Annotated in this window: 12 protein-coding genes, 1 tRNA gene and 3 rRNA genes; 1 reads left to right on the forward strand and 15 read right to left on the reverse strand. The window is 47.3% G+C overall.

What is annotated here, in order from left to right:
• Nucleotides 1–40: 40 nt before the first annotated feature.
• The 5 genes from MHI55_RS27800 to MHI55_RS27820 all read right to left on the reverse strand — a co-directional run bounded on the left by MHI55_RS27800 (nt 41) and on the right by MHI55_RS27820 (nt 6,527).
• Nucleotides 41–1,216, reverse strand: a complete 1,176-nt coding sequence (locus tag MHI55_RS27800) for a GNAT family N-acetyltransferase (RefSeq protein ID WP_076254732.1) — start codon at nt 1,214–1,216, stop codon at nt 41–43.
• 178 nt (nt 1,217–1,394) lie between these two features.
• A 5S ribosomal RNA gene (gene rrf, locus MHI55_RS27805) occupies nt 1,395–1,511 on the reverse strand.
• 143 nt (nt 1,512–1,654) lie between these two features.
• Nucleotides 1,655–4,580 (reverse strand): 23S ribosomal RNA (locus MHI55_RS27810).
• Nucleotides 4,581–4,790: 210 nt separating this feature from the next.
• A tRNA-Ala gene (locus MHI55_RS27815) sits at nt 4,791–4,866 on the reverse strand.
• Between the two features lie 108 nt (nt 4,867–4,974).
• A 16S ribosomal RNA gene (locus MHI55_RS27820) occupies nt 4,975–6,527 on the reverse strand.
• Together the 16S, 23S and 5S rRNA genes with 1 tRNA gene alongside form the textbook arrangement of a ribosomal RNA operon.
• A gap of 601 nt (nt 6,528–7,128) precedes the next feature.
• On the opposite strand from MHI55_RS27820, the gene MHI55_RS27825 reads away from it, so the two are divergent.
• Entirely contained in the window at nt 7,129–8,502 is a 1,374-nt protein-coding gene (locus MHI55_RS27825; RefSeq protein ID WP_340387712.1) for a molybdopterin-dependent oxidoreductase, read from the forward strand.
• Between the two features lie 138 nt (nt 8,503–8,640).
• Here the strand turns inward: MHI55_RS27825 and ligA are convergent, their stop codons facing one another.
• The 10 genes from ligA to MHI55_RS27875 form a co-directional block, all read right to left on the reverse strand.
• Nucleotides 8,641–10,662 carry an NAD-dependent DNA ligase LigA gene (gene ligA, locus MHI55_RS27830; protein ID WP_047840609.1) on the reverse strand — a complete coding sequence of 674 codons (2,022 nt, stop codon included), beginning with the start codon at nt 10,660–10,662 and terminating at the stop codon, nt 8,641–8,643.
• A gap of 211 nt (nt 10,663–10,873) precedes the next feature.
• Nucleotides 10,874–13,228: a DNA helicase PcrA gene (gene pcrA / locus MHI55_RS27835; RefSeq protein ID WP_340028281.1), complete on the reverse strand. Its 2,355-nt coding sequence runs from the start codon at nt 13,226–13,228 to the stop codon at nt 10,874–10,876.
• Nucleotides 13,229–13,668: 440 nt separating this feature from the next.
• Nucleotides 13,669–14,364: a heptaprenylglyceryl phosphate synthase gene (locus MHI55_RS27840; protein WP_340387714.1), complete on the reverse strand. Its 696-nt coding sequence runs from the start codon at nt 14,362–14,364 to the stop codon at nt 13,669–13,671.
• Between the two features lie 115 nt (nt 14,365–14,479).
• The gene (locus MHI55_RS27845) at nt 14,480–15,355 is read right to left on the reverse strand and encodes a phosphatidylinositol-specific phospholipase C/glycerophosphodiester phosphodiesterase family protein (RefSeq protein WP_340387716.1); all 876 of its coding nucleotides are present in this window, start codon (nt 15,353–15,355) and stop codon (nt 14,480–14,482) included.
• 125 nt (nt 15,356–15,480) lie between these two features.
• Nucleotides 15,481–16,881: an undecaprenyl-phosphate glucose phosphotransferase gene (locus MHI55_RS27850; RefSeq protein ID WP_340387718.1), complete on the reverse strand. Its 1,401-nt coding sequence runs from the start codon at nt 16,879–16,881 to the stop codon at nt 15,481–15,483.
• Nucleotides 16,878–17,810: a glycosyltransferase family 2 protein gene (locus MHI55_RS27855; RefSeq protein WP_340390655.1), complete on the reverse strand. Its 933-nt coding sequence runs from the start codon at nt 17,808–17,810 to the stop codon at nt 16,878–16,880. The genes MHI55_RS27850 and MHI55_RS27855 overlap by 4 nt, the downstream gene beginning before the upstream one ends.
• Before the next feature lie 291 nt (nt 17,811–18,101).
• Nucleotides 18,102–18,974 (reverse strand): dTDP-4-dehydrorhamnose reductase, encoded by an 873-nt coding sequence (gene rfbD / locus MHI55_RS27860; protein ID WP_340387720.1) that lies wholly within the window; start codon nt 18,972–18,974, stop codon nt 18,102–18,104.
• Complete coding sequence (gene rfbB / locus MHI55_RS27865) at nt 18,971–19,996, reverse strand: dTDP-glucose 4,6-dehydratase (protein ID WP_340387722.1); 1,026 nt, start codon at nt 19,994–19,996, stop codon at nt 18,971–18,973. The genes rfbD and rfbB overlap by 4 nt, the downstream gene beginning before the upstream one ends.
• 18 nt (nt 19,997–20,014) lie before the next feature.
• A complete protein-coding gene (rfbC, locus tag MHI55_RS27870; protein ID WP_340387724.1) occupies nt 20,015–20,575 on the reverse strand; it encodes a dTDP-4-dehydrorhamnose 3,5-epimerase in 561 nt (186 codons plus the stop codon).
• Nucleotides 20,576–20,592: 17 nt separating this feature from the next.
• The gene (locus MHI55_RS27875) at nt 20,593–21,336 is read right to left on the reverse strand and encodes a sugar phosphate nucleotidyltransferase (RefSeq protein WP_340387726.1); all 744 of its coding nucleotides are present in this window, start codon (nt 21,334–21,336) and stop codon (nt 20,593–20,595) included.
• Nucleotides 21,337–21,341 lie beyond the last annotated feature (5 nt).

Here is a 21,341-nt window from a genome sequence, read left to right on the forward strand (position 1 = left end):
TATAAGCTAATCAAGTTAAATGGAGCAGTGGGAATAGTCATCAGAAGAAATCGAGCAAATAGGTTTCCCGTTCAGGAATCGCTTGTTCCAAAGCCTTGATTGCTGTGTTCGGTCCGTGAATTCTTCCGATTCGTGCCATTTCCGTTGGTCTGCGATATCCCATGAGCACCGCGGTAAGGGATTGAATATCCACCTTAATGATCTGATCATCAGTAATTGGCTCCGATGTTTTCCATATGGACGCTGTTCCGTTCATTGCTACGTTTAATTGCCATACCCCTTCATTCCATGGAGCGTGGGCATCTTCTACCTGAAGTACAATCTGAACCGGTGAGTCCTGGCTTGCAAATGGATACTGGGATATAAACTGCTCTACACTAACGATACGCGCCATAAAATAAGGTACAATCTCCTGCTGAATCCGTGGGTTATCCAATTGGAAGGCAAGCGTATCACTGGCAGGCGCCTGCAACGTAACTTCCTGGATCATGGAATCATGGTTAGCAATAAAGGTCCACAGCCCTTGCCTAGCCTCTTCATTCAGATAGATGATCTCTTTAATGGTAAATTTATTTTCCTTAACCTCATATAAAAGATAACCTTGTGCTGCATCAGCTTCATCGTAATATACAGCCTTCTGGCTGGTCCCATTAACAAGAACTGAATTCTCCCACCTTGCATCATCCCGAACCAGAGTTCCGTTATAACGCTCAGCATAAGCACTGTATACTTCCTTTAATATGCTGAGGCCCGGATCCCCACGCCGAATTGTTCCAGGTGTCGCTTTTTTCTGAGGCAAATGAGCTGTAGGTACTTTATAACGTTTAAATTCAACATACGTCTCCCATCCATACTTCCGATAGAAACCAAAAGAGAATGGATGCAAGAATGATATGCTCTGTTTGTTACGATTCATTTCTTCCAACGCATGCTTCAGCAGACCCGCTACCCAGCCTTTGCGTCTATACTCTGGCCAGGTGGCAACACCCGCAATACCGCCCATCTCGAACGATCTGCCATGAATATAGGTTTGAAAAGGAATGATGTGAAGTTTGGCTCCTAGCTGCCCGTCCTCATATACACCCCATATATCCTGTGACGAAAATTGACTCCGCCGTTTTTCTTTCTGTTCTTCACTCATTACTACTTGAAAAGCATATTCGGAGAGTGCCATCGCCGGTTCAAAATCATCTACCGTCAATTTCTGAATTTCCATGTTGTCCTACACCCCATTCGCTAGAGTTATATCAATCCAAATCATGGCCTGATATCTGATATATGTACCCCTTAGAGTGTGTCAGAGGATTCTTACAAAGTCAAATAAGAGATGCTTCCGCATCCCCTAAAATAAACAAATAAAAACCACCACCGAATAACATCGGCAGTGGTTCTTCGCTTGGCGGCGTCCTACTCTCCCAGGACCCTGCGGTCCAAGTACCATCGGCGCTAGAGGGCTTAACGGTCGTGTTCGGGATGGGTACGTGTGGAACCCCTCCGCCATCGCCACCAAACGCGATTTGTCGAAGCATAGCTTCTTAAAATCAGATATGGAACTGAAAATCATACACACGTTCTGTGATGTACCAATTTTCATTTCAGAGATCGTTCTCTGAAAACTAGATTCGAAACGAAACATGCGAATTATCACTTGCTATTGGATAAGCCCTCGACCGATTAGTACTGGTCAGCTCCATGCATTGCTGCACTTCCACCCCCAGCCTATCTACCTCGTCGTCTTCAAGGGGTCTTACATACTGGGAAATCTCATCTTGAGGGGGGCTTCACGCTTAGATGCTTTCAGCGTTTATCCCGTCCGTACATAGCTACCCAGCGGTGCTCCTGGCGGAACAACTGGTACACCAGCGGTACGTCCATCCCGGTCCTCTCGTACTAAGGACAGCTCCTCTCAAATTTCCTACGCCCACGACAGATAGGGACCGAACTGTCTCACGACGTTCTGAACCCAGCTCGCGTACCGCTTTAATGGGCGAACAGCCCAACCCTTGGGACCTACTTCAGCCCCAGGATGCGATGAGCCGACATCGAGGTGCCAAACCTCCCCGTCGATGTGGACTCTTGGGGGAGATAAGCCTGTTATCCCCAGGGTAGCTTTTATCCGTTGAGCGATGGCCCTTCCATGCGGTACCACCGGATCACTAAGCCCGACTTTCGTCCCTGCTCGACTTGTAGGTCTCGCAGTCAAGCTCCCTTATGCCTTTGCACTCTTCGAATGATTTCCAACCATTCTGAGGGAACCTTTGGGCGCCTCCGTTACTCTTTAGGAGGCGACCGCCCCAGTCAAACTGCCCACCTGACACTGTCCCCGCACCGGATTACGGTACCAGGTTAGAACCTAGATACGATCAGGGTGGTATCCCAACGTTGCCTCCACGCAAGCTGGCGCTCACGTTTCAAAGGCTCCCACCTATCCTGTACAGATCGTACCCAAATTCAATATCAAGCTGCAGTAAAGCTCCATGGGGTCTTTCCGTCTTGTCGCGGGTAACCTGCATCTTCACAGGTATTAAAATTTCACCGGATCTCTCGTTGAGACAGCGCCCAAGTCGTTACGCCATTCGTGCGGGTCAGAATTTACCTGACAAGGAATTTCGCTACCTTAGGACCGTTATAGTTACGGCCGCCGTTTACTGGGGCTTCGGTTCACAGCTTCGGATTGCTCCTAACCACTCCCCTTAACCTTCCAGCACCGGGCAGGCGTCAGCCCGTATACTTCGCCTTACGGCTTCGCACAGACCTGTGTTTTTGCTAAACAGTCGCTTGGGCCTTTTCACTGCGGCCCCCTCGTGCTATTCACACTACCGGGGCACCCCTTCTCCCGAAGTTACGGGGTCATTTTGCCGAGTTCCTTAACGAGAGTTCTTCCGCGCGCCTTAGAATACTCTTCTCGCCTACCTGTGTCGGTTTGCGGTACGGGCACCATCACCTGGCTAGAGGCTTTTCTTGGCAGTGTGAGATCATGACCTTCGCTACTATAATTTTCGCTCCCCATCACAGCTCAGCCTTACAATGTGCGGATTTGCCTACACATCAGCCTTACTGCTTAGACGGACATCCATCAGTCCGCGTCACTACCCTACTGCGTCCCCCCATTGCTCATAACGGCTTACGGTGGTACAGGAATTTCGACCTGTTGTCCTTCGACTACGCCTTTCGGCCTCGCCTTAGGTCCCGACTTACCCTGAGCGGACGAGCCTTCCTCAGGAACCCTTAGGCTTTCGGCGGATCAGATTCTCACTGATCTTTTCGTTACTCATACCGGCATTCTCACTTGTATAATGTCCAGCGCTCCTTACGGTACACCTTCAACCCTTATACAACGCTCCCCTACCCCTGATGCAAAGCATCAAGCCATAGCTTCGGTGGTGTGTTTAGCCCCGTTACATTTTCGGCGCAGAGTCACTCGACCAGTGAGCTATTACGCACTCTTTCAATGGTGGCTGCTTCTAAGCCAACATCCTGGTTGTCTGTGCAACTCCACATCCTTTCCCACTTAACACACACTTGGGGACCTTAGCTGATGGTCTGGGCTGTTTCCCTTTTGACAATGGATCTTAGCACTCACTGTCTGACTCCCGGAAGTAAGTCTATGGCATTCGGAGTTTGACTGAGCTTGGTAACCCTTGCGGGCCCCGCACCCAATCAGTGCTCTACCTCCACGACTCTGTTTTCCGAGGCTAGCCCTAAAGCTATTTCGGGGAGAACCAGCTATCTCCGAGTTCGATTGGAATTTCTCCGCTACCCCCACCTCATCCCCGCATTTTTCAACATGCGTGGGTTCGGGCCTCCAGTGCGTGTTACCGCACCTTCACCCTGGACAGGGGTAGATCACCCGGTTTCGGGTCTACGTCCACGTACTAAGTCGCCCTATTCAGACTCGCTTTCGCTGCGGCTCCGGCTCTTCACCTTAACCTTGCACGGGAACGTAACTCGCCGGTTCATTCTACAAAAGGCACGCCATCACCCCTAAAACGGGCTCTGACTTTTTGTAAGCACACGGTTTCAGGTTCTATTTCACTCCCCTTCCGGGGTGCTTTTCACCTTTCCCTCACGGTACTGCTTCACTATCGGTCGCTAGGAAGTATTTAGCCTTGGCAGATGGTCCTGCCGGATTCATACGGGGTTTCACGTGCCCCGCACTACTCGGGATCCGTCTCGGAGGGAACCAACTTTCAACTACAGGGCTTTTACCTTCTTTGGCGGGCCTTTCCAGACCTCTTCGCTTAACCGGTTCCTTTGTAACTCCATGTGAGACGTCCCACAACCCCAAAGAGCAAGCTCTTTGGTTTGGGCTTCTCCGCGTTCGCTCGCCGCTACTGACGGAATCACTATTGTTTTCTCTTCCTCAGGGTACTTAGATGTTTCAGTTCCCCTGGTATGCCTCTGCACAACCTATGTATTCAGTTGTGAGTAACTGGAAATTACCCCAGCTGGGTTTCCCCATTCGGACACCCCCGGATCAAAGCTTGCTTACAGCTCCCCGAGGCAGTTTCGTTGTTCGCCACGTCCTTCATCGGCTCCTAGCGCCTAGGCATCCTCCGTGTGCTCTTAGTAGCTTAACCATTGCGCTCGTGTTCGAGCTGTCGCTCCGCTTGGTTTGGACTACGTCCAAATCCAAAAGTCGCTCCATTTCGATCACTCGCTCCAGCAATCTACCTTATAAAAACACTTCACTTGTTTACACAAGATCAGCTTAAAGGAATGTTCTAATTCGCGTTTGTTTCGTTTCGATATCTAGTTTTCAAAGAACAAGCCAAATAGATGAAATTGTTTGGTGGAGCCAAGCGGGATCGAACCGCTGACCTCCTGCTTGCAAGGCAGGCGCTCTCCCAGCTGAGCTATGGCCCCTCAAATTCCATCAAAACTGAACAAATGGATAAGTAACTGTGTTGCTGTTGCAGGTTCTAAGAACCTGCATATTTGAATGTTTCCGTTGCAGGAAACGATTCTCCATAGAAAGGAGGTGATCCAGCCGCACCTTCCGATACGGCTACCTTGTTACGACTTCACCCCAATCATCTATCCCACCTTCGGCGGCTGGCTCCTTGCGGTTACCCCACCGACTTCGGGTGTTATAAACTCTCGTGGTGTGACGGGCGGTGTGTACAAGACCCGGGAACGTATTCACCGCGGCATGCTGATCCGCGATTACTAGCAATTCCGACTTCATGCAGGCGAGTTGCAGCCTGCAATCCGAACTGAGACCGGCTTTGTTGGGATTGGCTCCATCTCGCGATTTCGCAGCCCGTTGTACCGGCCATTGTAGTACGTGTGTAGCCCAGGTCATAAGGGGCATGATGATTTGACGTCATCCCCACCTTCCTCCGGTTTGTCACCGGCAGTCTATCTAGAGTGCCCACCCGAAGTGCTGGCAACTAAATATAAGGGTTGCGCTCGTTGCGGGACTTAACCCAACATCTCACGACACGAGCTGACGACAACCATGCACCACCTGTCTTGAATGTTCCGAAGAAAAGGTACATCTCTGCACCGGTCATTCAGATGTCAAGACCTGGTAAGGTTCTTCGCGTTGCTTCGAATTAAACCACATACTCCACTGCTTGTGCGGGTCCCCGTCAATTCCTTTGAGTTTCAGTCTTGCGACCGTACTCCCCAGGCGGAGTGCTTAATGTGTTAACTTCGGCACCAAGGGTATCGAAACCCCTAACACCTAGCACTCATCGTTTACGGCGTGGACTACCAGGGTATCTAATCCTGTTTGCTCCCCACGCTTTCGCGCCTCAGCGTCAGTTACAGCCCAGAGAGTCGCCTTCGCCACTGGTGTTCCTCCACATATCTACGCATTTCACCGCTACACGTGGAATTCCACTCTCCTCTTCTGCACTCAAGTCACCCAGTTTCCAGTGCGATCCGGGGTTGAGCCCCGGGATTAAACACCAGACTTAAATGACCGCCTGCGCGCGCTTTACGCCCAATAATTCCGGACAACGCTTGCCCCCTACGTATTACCGCGGCTGCTGGCACGTAGTTAGCCGGGGCTTTCTTCTCAGGTACCGTCACCTTGAGAGCAGTTACTCTCCCAAGCGTTCTTCCCTGGCAACAGAGCTTTACGATCCGAAAACCTTCATCACTCACGCGGCATTGCTCCGTCAGGCTTTCGCCCATTGCGGAAGATTCCCTACTGCTGCCTCCCGTAGGAGTCTGGGCCGTGTCTCAGTCCCAGTGTGGCCGATCACCCTCTCAGGTCGGCTACGCATCGTCGCCTTGGTGAGCCGTTACCTCACCAACTAGCTAATGCGCCGCAGGCCCATCCCCAAGTGACAGATTGCTCCGTCTTTCCAGTTTCCTTCAGGCGAAGAAAACAATTATTCGGTATTAGCTACCGTTTCCGGTAGTTGTCCCAAACTTGAGGGCAGGTTGCCTACGTGTTACTCACCCGTCCGCCGCTAACCATCAGAGAAGCAAGCTTCTCTTCAAGTCCGCTCGACTTGCATGTATTAGGCATGCCGCCAGCGTTCGTCCTGAGCCAGGATCAAACTCTCCAATAAAGTATTGAAAAGAGCGATAAGCTCATTTTGAATCTGACGATTCATTGTGAATCAAAAGTTACTATCCATTTGTTCAGTTTTCAAGGAACTTGTATTGTCCGTTTATGTTGATGTTTGTCAACCGGACAGGAATCTTATCATATCATGTTAACTAACTTACTGTCAACACTTTGTTTTCGTCATTTTTCAAATGATTATGACAATCATTCGTTTGAAGCGACAAGAAATAATATATCACGTAGTGATTTATTTAGCAAGCATTTTTAATCGACCTTTTGATATCATGATATCTTCATCTACGGTGTCTTGTTTCCAACCTGTATTCGACAGATTAGCACATTCTCTGAACCCAAGATGGGATAACGATCCCTGCCCTTCTATGTAGTTTGAAGAAAGTGATCCAAAAACTCTATAATAAGGTATATAGATATAGGGATAAGGTTAAGCAGTCAAGTGTACTACTTTCATAAGTAACCTATGAACAATCGTATAACCATCTCGCATTGCACCTTTACACAGATCACGTACTCCATTCACAGCTAGCTATTACATATCAAAGTTCTGAATAAACTCATTACTAACCTATATGGGGTGATCGCACTTGAAACAATGGTTGAAGAACAGACGCAAAGGTTACGGCAAAAAGTTGGTTTCCATCCATGCTTGGAATGCCTGGATTGTTGTGATCCTTGCTATCTCAGGTCTTATGTTGGTAGGCGGCTTTTGGCGCGAGATACTCGGAATTGGACGTGTCTGGTTAAAATGGCTACATATCATCGTTGGGCTAGCTATGCTGGCACCCGTAGTGTATTACTTGATTTTGGCCGGGAAGCACTGGAAACAGCTTCGTAATAGACCTTGGCAAAGGGTGAACACCATCTTTGTTCTTGCGCTGCTGGTAGGCTGGCTCCTCTCGGGTATTGTATTATGGCAGTTCAAGCTAGCTGGACCTCGATGGTCGAATGCTGCACTTTTGATCCATGACCTGCTGACTTGGGTGGGCTTACCTTATATTATCTATCACTCCATCACTCGGACCAAATGGTTAAAGGATCCTGCACGTCGTGCGGTTAAAACCACTACAACTTCAACACGAACTCAAAATACAGCTGACCCATCTGATTCAATATCGGATGAAAAAGAAACTCCGGCTGCTATATCTTCTTCCCAGTTTGATCGCAGTTCCGAGAGAGATCCCCTCAAATCAGAGGAGCGACCTCAACCGTTGTATACACGACGAGCTTTCATCCGTTCTGCTGTGGGGGTTGGTCTCGCCGTGACTCTTGGTCCTACTTTTATATCCTGGGTAGGACGAAATCTCAAGATCGATAACAGTATTGATAGCATGCTGGAGAACGACCCTAACCGTATGGTTCCTCTGCCACAACCGCTGTCTGCCTCTTCACCTCCCATTGGAGGCGGAGCTGAAGGTCATTTCCGCGTATATACGGTTACGCCTATACCGTCCTTCTCCAATGCTAACTGGTCTTTCCGAATTGATGGACTGGTTGAACGGGCACAGGTTTGGAATTGGGAACAATTCGTGAAGCTGACGCGCACCGTACAGGTTAGTGATTTTCACTGTGTAACGGGCTGGTCTGTATATAAGAATACCTGGGAAGGTATCTCTCTTGCACAGCTTTTGAAACAAGCCGGGGTCAAACCGGAAGCTCACAGTGTGAAATTTTATTCCGGTGATGGTGTGTATACGGATGCCATTACGATGGATCAAGCGCAAATGGAAGATATTATGGTCGCTGTCATGCATGATGGCAAACCTATCCCTGCTGATCTCGGCGGTCCGGTACGGCTCGTCATTCCTCAGATGTATGCCTATAAATCAGTAAAATGGTTGAATCGCATTGAACTCATCGACAGCGAACATATTGGTTACTGGGAAGAACGAGGATATGACAAGGATGCATGGCTTACAGGCGCATCTCAGCGCATCCCTAACAATTTAAGTGGATCATGATCAGATAAGATAAGACTGGTGAGCGTTCTTTCGTTGTAAAAATAATTCAATAAAATAAATAGCAAAAGCCCCCGATCACATATTCGTGTCTTCGGGGGCCTTTTTCTTTTTCCTCATTATGAACTCTCTGATTACACTTTAACCCTGTGGGTTCAAAAGACGTACAAGTTCGTCCTCATCCTCAATCGTAGGAATGCCAAGATCATGGGCTTTGGTTAGTTTACTACCTGCCTTCTCTCCGGCAATAACCAAATCTGTCTTTTTCGACACACTGCCAGTCACCTTCGCTCCGAGCGCTTCCAGTCTTTGCGTTGCCTCTTCCCGCGTCAATTGGTGCAGCGTTCCGGTCAAGACGACCGTTTTACCACTGAAGAAGGAATCTTCCACAACAGCAACGGCTGGTGCCTCAGGTGCCTGAGCTTTCACGCCCAAGTTAAGCATTTTCTCAATTGCAGCCTGTGTAAACGGATCTGCAAAAAAGTTTACGATGCTCTCTGCCACAATACCACCCACGTCGGGTAGTTCAACCAGTTCTTCCACGGTTGCATTCATAATGGCGTGCAGATCTCGATAATGATCAGCGAGCATGCGCGTTGTCGATTTACCTGTGTTCGGAATACCCAGTGAGTATAAGAAGGAAGCCAAGTCTCTATCTTTACTAAGCTCAAGCGCAGCGATAAGGTTGTTCGCTTTCTTTTCCCCAAACCGCTCCAGCTTCACCAGATCATCAAACTGTAACGTATACAGGTCGGCAGGCTCACGTACGTTCAATTCATCATACAACTGAATCGCTGTTTTCTCACTGAACGTCTCGATGTCCATAGCATCACGGGAAGCAAAATGGGAAATACGTGCCACCGTTTGTGGTTTACACGCAAGTCTATTGTTACAGAACAGATGCGCTCCACGTTGCTCCAGTGGGAATCCACATGCCGGGCATTGCTCAGGGAAGACGATCTCCTCGCCATCACTCTCCTCCGTCACTTTACCCAGAATCTCAGGAATGACGTCGTTGGAGCGACGGATAAAGACCCGTGTGCCCAGAGCAAACTTCAGATTTTTGCGCTCAATATCGCCGACATTGTTCAGAGTACAGTTCTGTACCGTTACTCCGGCAAGTTCAACCGGTTCTACCCGTGCCAACGGAGTTACTTTGCCAGTACGACCCACATTCCATACCACAGCGTTAAGAACCGTCGTGGTCTCTTCTGCTTCGAATTTATATGCTACCGCCCAGCGAGGGAACTTATCGGTATAACCCAACACCTCGCGGGTGCGCATGTCCGTAATTTTGATAACAGCTCCATCGATCAGATAGTCTAGCTGCCCTCGGTTCTCCTGAATCGCGGCCAGTTGTTCCATCACATCATCAAACTCATGGAAATAAGTAATCGATGGATTAACTTTGAAGCGGTTCTCACGCAGGAAGTCCATCATCTGCTGATGATTGGCAAACTGAATGTCATCCGAATAACCTACATTATAAAAATAAGCATTCAGCCTACGCTCAGCCGTAGCCTTCGGATTCAGGTTGCGGAGCGCTCCCGCTGCTGCATTACGCGCATTCTTGAGTGGCTCTGCCGCCGTCTCATTGTATCGATCCAGGACAGACAGATTCATGATGCCTTCACCCTGTACTTCAATCGTACCGCTTGTGTAAGGAATTTTGAGCGGAACGGATCGGATCGTTCTCACCTGTGCCAAAATCCCTTCGCCTACAGTACCGTTACCACGAGTAGAGGCTTGTACCAACTCACCGTTGGTGTACGTCAGGTTCAGCGTCAATCCGTCAAACTTCAACTCAATAACATAACCTGGTTCCGGTAAAGGCGTATCGGGATTTTTACTGTTATAGTCATTAATCAGTTTCAGTACACGGGTATTCCAGCTCCGAAGTTGCTCAATATTCTGTGCTTTGTCCAGACTCCATAAGGAAGATAAGTGGCGATGCGGGGTAAACCCCTTGAGCAGTTCGCCGCCCACACGCTGTGTTGGAGAATCAGGCAGAACCATGCCGCTTTCCTGTTCCAGCGTAACCAGTTCATCGTACAGAAGATCATACTCCTTATCGCTGATCTGTGGCTGATCCATCGTGTAATACTGATAATTATGCTGGTTCAGCTCGGTAACGAGTTGCTCCATCCGGTGCATCGGGTCCATACAGGGCCATCCCTCCGTTAATTTGATCTATGTAGAACGAACACTCCTATTGCACGTGAACTCCGATAACAGAATAACTTTCCGATCGCTGTTATCCCCGGATTTCTTTTAATCCATTTTAAAAGGTGGAAATCCGGGGATAAAGGCGAACGCTATGCTTCTTCAAGTTATTTCTGCTCTATCTGTTATCGTGCAAAAGGAGGTTCCGTTCTTATTCTACTTTCGTAATTGGGGCAAATCCGGCAAGCAAACGTTTCACACCCACCGGAGCCGGGAAGGCAATCTGCAGTTCGGTATCATTACCTGTCCCTTTGACCGCAACAATGGTGCCTGTCCCCCATTTGCCATGCTGCACTTTATCTCCTGCCTTGAATCCTGCTTCACCATCAGAAGCTACCGGCTTGGAAGCAGATGATGGCGTAGAATATGTTGGGCGGGAGACACTTGTGGTCACACGCGAAGTTGGCGTGGATGAGGTAGCAGATGAACCGCTTTTACTTTGGTGATCGAACAGCTTGGTGCCACCACCGAAGTTACTTCCTCCACTGGAACCTAGTCCGCGTCCACCATATGAGCCTCCTCCGATACTGCCACGGCGGTAACGATCACGAGCCATGGAGGTGTCTTCCTTCAGCTCATCCGGAATTTCATCCAGGAAGCGGGAAGGCGGGTTCGCTGTTGTACGTCCAAACAACGTCCGCATCTGTGCACAAGACAGGAACAGTTGCTCTTCCGCACGGGTGATCCCTACATAAGCAAGTCGGCGTTCTTCTTCCAATTCTTCATTGTCCATAAAGGCACGGCTATGCGGGAAGACCCCTTCCTCCATACCCACGATAAAGACAACCGGGAACTCCAGACCTTTGGCGCTGTGCATGGTCATCAGGGTAACAGCGTCGCTCTGATCCTCTTCATCATCGTTCATGCTGTCGATGTCAGCAATCAATGCAAGATCGGTGAGGAACGACACGAGCGTTTTGTCTTCATTATTTTTCTCAAATTCCATCGTTACCGACAGGAACTCTTCAATGTTCTCCAGCCGTGCACGGGATTCGAGTGTGTTTTCATTTTGCATCTCAAGACGGTATTGGCTCATCTCAAGAATCTTCTCGGTCAGTTCAGTTACAGACAGATACTCTACCATCTGATGCAACGCAGCGATCATGTCATAGAACTCCACCAGCGCATTCCGCGTACGACCAGCAAAACCAAGATCATCTACGACCTGAAGTACACGGAAAATAGAAATTCCACGCTCTCCTGCCGCAGCCGCAAGCTTAGCTACCGTTGTATCACCAATGCTACGTTTCGGTACATTAATGATCCGGGTAAGACTGATATCATCGTCCGGGTTAGATAACAGGCGCAGATACGCCAGAATGTCCTTGATCTCTTTACGATCATAGAACTTGATGCCGCCGACAATCTGATACGGAATATCAGACTTGATCAGAATTTCCTCTATAACCCGGGACTGAGCGTTGGTACGGTACAAAATGGCATGGTTCTGATAGGATTTGCCGTTCTTCACATTTTTACTAATCTCAGAGGTAACAAAATACCCCTCATCATGCTCGGAATCCGCACGGTACACCTTGATCTTCGAACCACCCTCTTTGTCCGTCCACAGTTTCTTCGGTTTACGCCCTGTATTCAGGCCGATCACTTCATTCGCTGCATTCAGGATATTGGAAGTTGAACGATAGTTCTGCTCCAGCAAAATCGTACTTGCTTCAGGGTAATCTTTCTCAAAGTTCAGGATATTGCTGATATCCGCCCCACGCCAGCGATAGATCGACTGGTCACTATCCCCTACAACGCAGATGTGATGGTGACTGTCAGCGAGCATACGGCACAGCATGTACTGTGCACGGTTCGTATCCTGATACTCGTCCACGTGAATGTATTGGAATTTCTTTTGGTAAAAGTCGAGGACTTCCGGCACTTCCTTGAACAGTTGAATGGTCTGCATAATGAGATCGTCGAAATCAAGTGAGTTGTTGGCTCTTAACTTTTTCTGATACATCTTATATATCTTCGCTACAATACCCTCGAAATAATCTCCTGCCTGCTTCTCATATTGCTCCGGACTAATCAGTTCATTCTTCGCCGTGCTCATCATGGATTGAACTGCTTTGGGCTCGAATTTCTTGGTATCAATATTCTGGTCTTTCATACAGCTGCGAATAACAGATAATTGGTCCGATGAGTCCAAAATACTGAAGTTGGAGGTAAAGCCAATACGTTCAATATCACGACGCAAAATACGCACGCACATGGAGTGGAACGTGGATACCCATATGTCGCGGCCTTGGGAGCCACCAACTAGTTGGGATACACGATCTTGCATCTCACGGGCGGCTTTGTTCGTAAATGTAATCGCTAAAATGCCCCACGGGGGTGCCTTCCGTGTTGCAATGAGGTAGGCAATCCGGTGTGTCAGCACCCGGGTCTTGCCGGAGCCGGCTCCGGCCATAATCAGCAGCGGGCCATCCGTCGCCTCGACGGCTTGCCGTTGAGGGGTGTTAAGCCGTGCAACGGCATCATGTATATTTACAGGTTGCATGCATGCATGCTCCTTTCGTTGGTTGGTCTATAAAGCAAAATTAATAGGTTACACTCGCCACTCCGATTGACAGAATAATCTTCCGATCGCTGTTATTCCCGGATTTTCGATCTACTTTTTCAAAGGTAAAAATCCGGTAATAAAGGCGAACGCTCCGCTTCTCCAGCTTATTTCTGTCCTCTTCGTTCTCGTGTAAACATAGTCCCTGTATACGAATTTCTTAGTGAAAAAAGAACAAAATCAGGTAATAGAAGTATGCTTAGGATTTAGCTTTCTTACAGAAAGCTTTTAACGAGCATTTCGTTTCTCCAGCTCACTTCTCTCCTCTTCGTTCTCGTGTAAACGACATTACGCTCATATAACTTTTTTAAATTAGTAAGGGCAAAGTTCTATTTTAACAGATCATAAGGGGAAAATGGGGGAATGGTAAACTAAACCGATTAATTGGTTCCTTTTACAGCCAACACTGTCTCAAGTGCCTTAGTCAAATCGCTATACACAATGTTACCTACCACGACGGTATCTGCCACCTGGGCAGCTTGCGAGGCTTTCTCCGGATCATCAATTCCGCCGCCGTAGATAAGGTGTGCCCGATCCAATTGTCTGTGTGTCTCACCAACAAGCTCCATATCTCCGAACGTTCCGCTGTACTCCATGTATACAATTGGAAGATTGAGCAGACGCTCCGCAGCCTGGGCGTATGCCACCGCAGCTCCTGTCGTCAGATCCGTATCTGCACCAGTCAACCGCGCTACCGTGGAGTTTGCATTAAGCACAATATAACCCTCGGCAATCAACAGATCCCATGGGATAAGATAACCATAACGCTCTATGGCTTGCTGGTGGTGCCCAATCATCCATTTGCTGTCCGTTGCATTCAGGACCATAGGGATCAAATATCCGTCAAACCCGGGAACAACAGCCTCCAGATCGGATACTTCAAGCACACATGGCAATTCATAACGACGCACTCGGGACATCAGGTCTACCGTGTTATCATAGGTAATTCCGGAAGATCCGCCAACGATAATTGCATCTGTCCCCGACATGCAGACCAAATCGAGTTCTTCGTTCGTAATTTCCCGGTCCGGGTCAAGCTTAAATACATGTCTCCACTGCTTAATCATGTCTATCAACGAACATTCCTCCAGAGGTTCTTCTGCATCCTAGAAAGCTTGTAAACTAAGTCTAAGTCAGCAGACAGTGAGTGTCAATGTTCGTATAAAAAGGGGAACAGAAAAACATGAATTTTTACGGTTTCCAGGCAAAACGTGTATTCATCTCATCCAGTTCTTGCTCTGTCAGCACGTCCGAGTAGACCCCGTACACGCCCCATTTCTCATAGTTAGCCACCTGTTCAGTGTCGTTGATGGTGTGCACGTAGGTGACAGAACCTGCACTATTCAGCTTGGCGACGAAATTCTGGTTTACTTTATATTCTGGCATAGTCACGGCATCAATATCATTCTTTTGCACAAAATCAACAACCTGAGCTTCTGTATCCTGTGTGGCATATAACGTATAGATAATGGAAGGGAATGCATAGACTTCTTTCACCGTTTCAAGCATCGGTTCGTTATAGATCTGTACAACCACCCGGTCCAGCACGGATGGGTCATGTTCTTTGGCTGCATCCACGAGGGATCTTAACACCTGCTGAATATCCTCATCCTTCTGTTCCTTGGTGTCGGTTACGATATACATATCCGGGTACTCAGCCAGTACATCTATGATGCCGTCGGCATCCATAGGCTGATACATACCCAAGATTGGTGTATCCATGAATTCATCATGTGTCAACGCCCCGGCCTGTTTATCCTCCGGAAGCTCTTCGTCTTGTCCTAGCATTTTGCTCATATTAGCGGTCCATTCATGTCTGGCTACGGCTTTGCGATCCGAAGTCAACATAAAGTCGATCTCAAATACACGTGTGCCTTTCTCGTAATTGGCAATCATCGCTTCATAGGCATTGGTATATGGTTGATCACGAATGCTGCCCATCGCATGGGCGATTAATCTATAAGCGGTAAATCCGTCCCGTTGTTCCTCACTCTCGCTTTCATAGGCGAAAAAGAGTGTGCCCACGGTGACGATCAGTAGTATTAACACGGCGGCAATGCGTTTCATATAGCATTCACATCCTCAGTACCTTTTTGATAGCTAACTACCCGAATTGAGGAGGTGCAAAACAAAATAGCCGCCCGGAGGCGGCTGTTAAATGGTGGGATGCAAGATTAAATGAATTGTGAATCTCAGTAAGCATTCTTAAGGCCTTTGCGAATAGTCTCCCATATGATTTTGATATCAAATAATAAAGACCAATTTTCAATGTAAAAGATATCTTGTTCAATTCGATCCTCAATCGAGGTATCTCCTCGTAATCCCTTGCTCTGTGCCAGCCCCGTGATTCCTGGGCGGACATGGTGTTTAATCATATATTTCGGTATTTCGTCTCGGAATTGATTCACATAGTAAGGACGTTCTGGCCTAGGGCCAACTACACTCATATGACCAAGCAAAACGTTAAAAAATTGAGGTAACTCATCTAGACTTGTGCGTCTTATAAAAGTGCCAAAAGCCGTTCGTCGCGGATCATTCTTGGTGGACCACCCTGTGTCCATTGTGCCCTCAGGAATGACTTTCATCGAGCGGAATTTGAACATCATGAAGTTGCGTCGGTTAAGTCCAACTCGCTCTTGTTTGAAGATGACTGGTCCTGCAGAAGTCAACCATACTCCTACCGCGACAACGAGCATTACCGGAGAAGTTAAGAGGATCGCAGTAAGAGAGAAAAGAATATCGAAAGTTCTCTTCATCAATCGATTCACCGCAATATCCAGTGGAATGTCTCGAACGTTAATCATGGGCATACCCGCAAAGTTATCGAAATGCGGCCGTGCTGGCAAGTAATCAAAGAAATCAGGAATGATTAGTGTCCGAACTCCTGCCTTCTCACACACATTGATAATATGCGAATACTTGTCGTGAGCATCCAGAGGTAATGCCAGAATGACTTCATCAACAAGATGCGTAGACAAGAACTCTTCCAGTTCGTCGATTCGTCCAAGGATAGGTTTGTATCTTTTCTGTTCACTCTCATCCCAGTGACGATAATCATCCATAAATCCAGTTACTTCGTATCCAAGTTCAGGATAATTTCTAAGGTTATCATAGAAACGTTTACCTAGTGATCCAGCACCAAGGATGAGCACAAACTGACGGTTAAATCCTTTTTTACGCAAGCGTTTCAGTTGTACTTTCACTATATAACGATAGAACAGTGTGAATGATACATTGCCAATCATATACATGGCGAGATATGCACGAGAGATGTTTACTTCCTTGAAAAAGAACATCAGGCTCAGCAGCATGAAGAAGGCTATGCCATGAGATTGGAGAATTTTCCAAAGTTCGTCTACAAATCGTTTTTTCCGCTTGGCTACATAAAGAGAGGACATCAGTCCTGTGATGATGGCAAGAACTGCGTAAACCAAGCTCCACATCATATATTTCTCTATAGGTAGTGGATTTTGGTTCGTTAACAGGTCACTCTCAAATTTCAGCCACCAAGCCACCAAGAACGAAAGCTGAATCACGCCAAAATCAGCCGCAATATACAATTGGGTTAGAAATCGTTGATTACGCCGAATCATGGGTTCACCTCGGAAGATTCTTCATTCTCCGCTCTCATGCGGGTTTCAGTCCGCACTTGACGGGAAGGAGGAGACAACTTGCTGCGTAATAAAGATAACGTAAACTTGAGTGAAATCCCCATCCACACAGCTGTATTCGTGAGTAGATTGTACTTCTTCGCGTAGTGTTTGCGGTGGAACACCCACATCGCTCTATGAAACTCATACGTTATTTTCAAAGATTTACGACGAGCACTGCCGCCCTTGTAGTGCACAATATATGTACGCGGATAATAAAAAATGCCCCATCCCGCTTCTTTGATGCGATAACACCAGTCAATATCTTCTCCATACATGAAGAACGTCTCATCCAACCCGCCAACCTGGTCAATCGTCTCACGGCGCACTAGCATGAACGCACCAACAAGACAGTCTACCGGATATTCATCGTCCGGGCTCAAATGTCCCAGTTGATATTGATTAAACTTCGGCCGATCAGGGAAAAGACGAGAAATACCGAATGCGTAATAAAATGACGCTGACGGAGTAGGAAATCCACGCTTACAAGCCTTATCCAAGGAGCCATCAGGCAGGATGACTTTGCAGCCTGAAGCCCCCATCTCGGGGTAGCGGTCCATGAATCCGACCATAATTTGCAGCGTATCCGGCTGAATAACGGTGTCAGAATTGAGTAACAGGATATAGCGTCCTTTCGCTACTCTCATGCCTTGGTTGTTGGCAACGGCGAAGCCTGTGTTGTCTTCGTTAGCTATAAGATTCACTTGAGGATACGCCTCTCGGATCGCTTGCACAGAATCATCCTGCGAGGCATTGTCCACAACGATAATCTCGTGACTGTATGAGGTATTGGAGGCATAGATAGAGTCCAGACAGTCCAGCGTCAGCTGTCGGGTGTTGTAGTTGACGATGATGATGCTAGTGTCGACCATTTGAGATGCCTCTGTTAATTGTAAACCGACCGAATAGGCGGATACTGATACTTGGGTCATTTGTAAAACTCCTGACTTGTGGTGCTTTATATAAAAACTAGATCATGTTCTCATACGAAATACATGGTAAAAGCAAGCTTCAAGAAACTATTTATTCTTAAGATAGACGATATCTATCCAACGAGAGTATATCATATTTCGGGGGAGGTAGCAGTTGAAAGGTTTTATAGATATTTTCTATACCATGAAAAATCTCCCGCTCATACATTAATGTGCGGGAGATTAGAGTGCTTAATTTTGTACTTCGGATATTTTTTTCAAAAAATCGCACAGTCCTTCACGCCAAGGCCTAAGATCATTAAAACCATTGGTACGGATCGACAGATGCTCCATCACCGAGTTTCGCGGGCGTGGGGCAGGGCGAGGAAACTGATCTGTAGCACATGGATCAACTTTGGCTTGAATATGGAAGCCAGATAATAACTGAGCCTCCTCAAAAATTGCTTGAGTGAATTCATACCATGTACATGCCCCACTGTTGGAAGCATGGTAGACGCCGTATTTTTCAGTACTCATTAAATCATGCAAGAAGTAGGCCAAATCAACCGTATACGTGGGTGATCCCTTCTGGTCGTGTACAACTTGAAGCTTTGGCTTCTCCTGACCAAGTTTCAATATAGTTTTCACAAAATTATTACCATAAACGCCATACACCCACGAAGTGCGGACAATAAACCATCGGGAAGATAAAGATTGCACCAACAGCTCTCCCGCACGCTTGGACTTACCGTAGACGCTCTGGGGATTCGTGTTATCATATTCTTGGTAAGGCTCTTCGGAGGTACCGTCGAATACATAATCCGTACTGATATAAATGAACTTTGCTCCAATACGCTCAGCAGCTACCGCAATATTTCGGGTTCCTGTGGCGTTGATTAGGTAGGCTCCATCTACATCCGTCTCGGCGGCATCCACCGCAGTATAAGCCGCACAATGGATAACCACCTCTGGATGATACGTCGATATAACATCATTGCTTTGAAACTGATCCGTAATGTCCAATTGTTCGCGATCACAAGCCATGACGTCATGCCCCTCTTTTTCCAAAAGAAGCACCATATCCCGGCCCAATTGTCCGTTAGCTCCAGTCACAAGCACCTTCATGCCTTGGCGTCTCCCAAACGAGAACCGTATTGCTTCGCATAGTAATCCTGATAGGCACCAGACTGAATACGTGTCCACCATTCCTTGTTATCGAGATACCACTGAATGGTTTCTTGAATTCCCATCTCAAAGTTATATTTGGGCTTCCAGCCGAGTTCAGTCATCGTTTTGGTCGGGTCAATACCATATCTGCGATCATGTCCAAGACGGTCCTGTACGTATTGAATCAGAGATTCGGGTTTACCGAGCTGCTCCAGGATCGTTTCAACAATGTGTACATTGGTTCTCTCGTTATTGCCACCAATATTATACACCTCACCATTGCGTCCCTTGTGGATGACCAGATCAATCGCACTGCAATGATCCTCTACATATAACCAATCTCGAATGTTCAGCCCGTCTCCATATATAGGCAGAGCTTCATCATTCAACGCACGCGAGATCATGAGTGGAATGAGTTTTTCCGGGAACTGGAACGGTCCATAATTGTTAGAACAGCGTGTAATATTCACAGGAAGACCAAAGGTTTCGTGATAAGCGCGTACCAATAAATCTCCTCCAGCCTTGGAGGCAGAGTACGGGCTATTCGGCTGAAGTGGGGTCTCTTCCGTAAACAATCCGGTAGGTCCGAGAGAGCCGTACACCTCATCTGTTGAAACTTGAACAAATTTAGTAATATTGTGCTTTTTGGCAGCATCCAGTAATACCTGAGTACCGTTGACGTTCGTTCTTACAAACACATCCGGTTCCAGAATACTGCGATCCACATGAGACTCAGCTGCAAAGTTAACAACCACATCCACGCCCTGACCGATCAGGCGGTCCATCTCCTTGGCGTCAGTGATATCTGCTTTAACAAAGGTATGTCGCTTGTTGCCTTCAAGTGACTTTAAGTTCTCCAGATTGCCAGCATATGTGAGTGCATCCACGTTGATAATCTCATAGTCTGGGTACTGCTCAAGCATATACATGACAAAGTTACTTCCGATAAATCCGGCACCGCCGGTAACGAGCAGTTTCATACAGTTGAAACCTCCTAATTACTTCACTTCTAAATTGAAATTGATCTCCGCATTCTGGAGCAGAGGATGCCTTTGGTCCTTATCTGATAAGGTCGGATTCGATGTTGGCCAATCAATTCCAAGTGCCGGGTCACTCCATAATATGCCTCGATCGTTCTCTGGGGAATAGTGTTCGTCCACTTTATACAAGACTTGAGTGTTCGGCACCAGGGTACAGAAGCCATGAGCGAACCCTTTGGGTACTAGCAACTGACGGTGATTGTGCTCACTCAGGATGAAGCTCTCCCATTTTCCGAAGGTCGGCGAGCCTTGACGAATGTCCAAAATGACATCATAGATCGCTCCGGAAATGACATGGATTAGCTTGGTTTGAGCTTTAGGATTGAGTTGATAGTGCAATCCGCGCAGGACACCCGGCAGTGCTGATAAGGAGTGATTATCCTGAATAAAGTGATAGTTGAGTCCATGATGCTTCATGAGCTGGTCATTGTAACTTTCCATAAAAAACCCCCGGTGATCTCCATGAACCATTGGTTCCAGCAGAACAGCTCCCTGTAACTTTGAGGAAGTCACTTTCATCGTTGAGATCCCCTTTATTATAGTTTTAATTTACCGAATTCATCTCCAAATTTGATTTCTTGTGAAAGCTCATTCGCCCTAGCGAGAGAAGCATGAGTTCCTGCGTCCGTCCACCAACCTTGCAAAATATCAAAGCTCAGCTCGCCTTTTTGAATATATGCATTGTTTACATCGGTTATTTCAAGTTCCCCACGTCCAGATGGTTTCAATGTCTTGATTATCTCGAAAACCTGGCTATCAAACATATATATGCCGGTAACCGCGTAGTTGCTTTTAGGCAACTGTGGCTTTTCTTCAATGGATAGTATGCGTGTTCCTTCAATTTCAGGAACTCCGAAACGTTGTGGATCCGAAACCTCCTGAATCAGGATTTTGGCTCCAGTTCCCTGTGCTCTAAAGTTATCAACAAAAGGAGTTATAGTATCCGAAAATACATTATCTCCTAAGATGACAGTCATTTGATCATTTCCTACAAAGTGTTTGGCAAGATCCAAGGCTTGAGCAATTCCGCCAGCCTCATCTTGAACTTTATATGTGAACGTAACACCCATGTCACTACCACTACCAAGAAGATTGACAACGTCCCCCATGTGCTCTTTACCTGTAACAATCAGAATATCCTCGATACCTGCCTGCTTAAGTTTGTATACGGAATGAAAAATCATAGGATACTTCCCCACTGGAAGAAGGTGTTTATTAGTGACCTTGGTCAAGGGATACAAGCGTGAGCCTGTCCCACCTGCAAGAATTATGCCTTTCATGAGTA

Origin of the sequence: Paenibacillus sp. FSL E2-0151, from assembly GCF_037993015.1 — a bacterium.
GTDB classification, from domain to species: Bacteria; Bacillota; Bacilli; order Paenibacillales; family Paenibacillaceae; genus Paenibacillus; species Paenibacillus amylolyticus.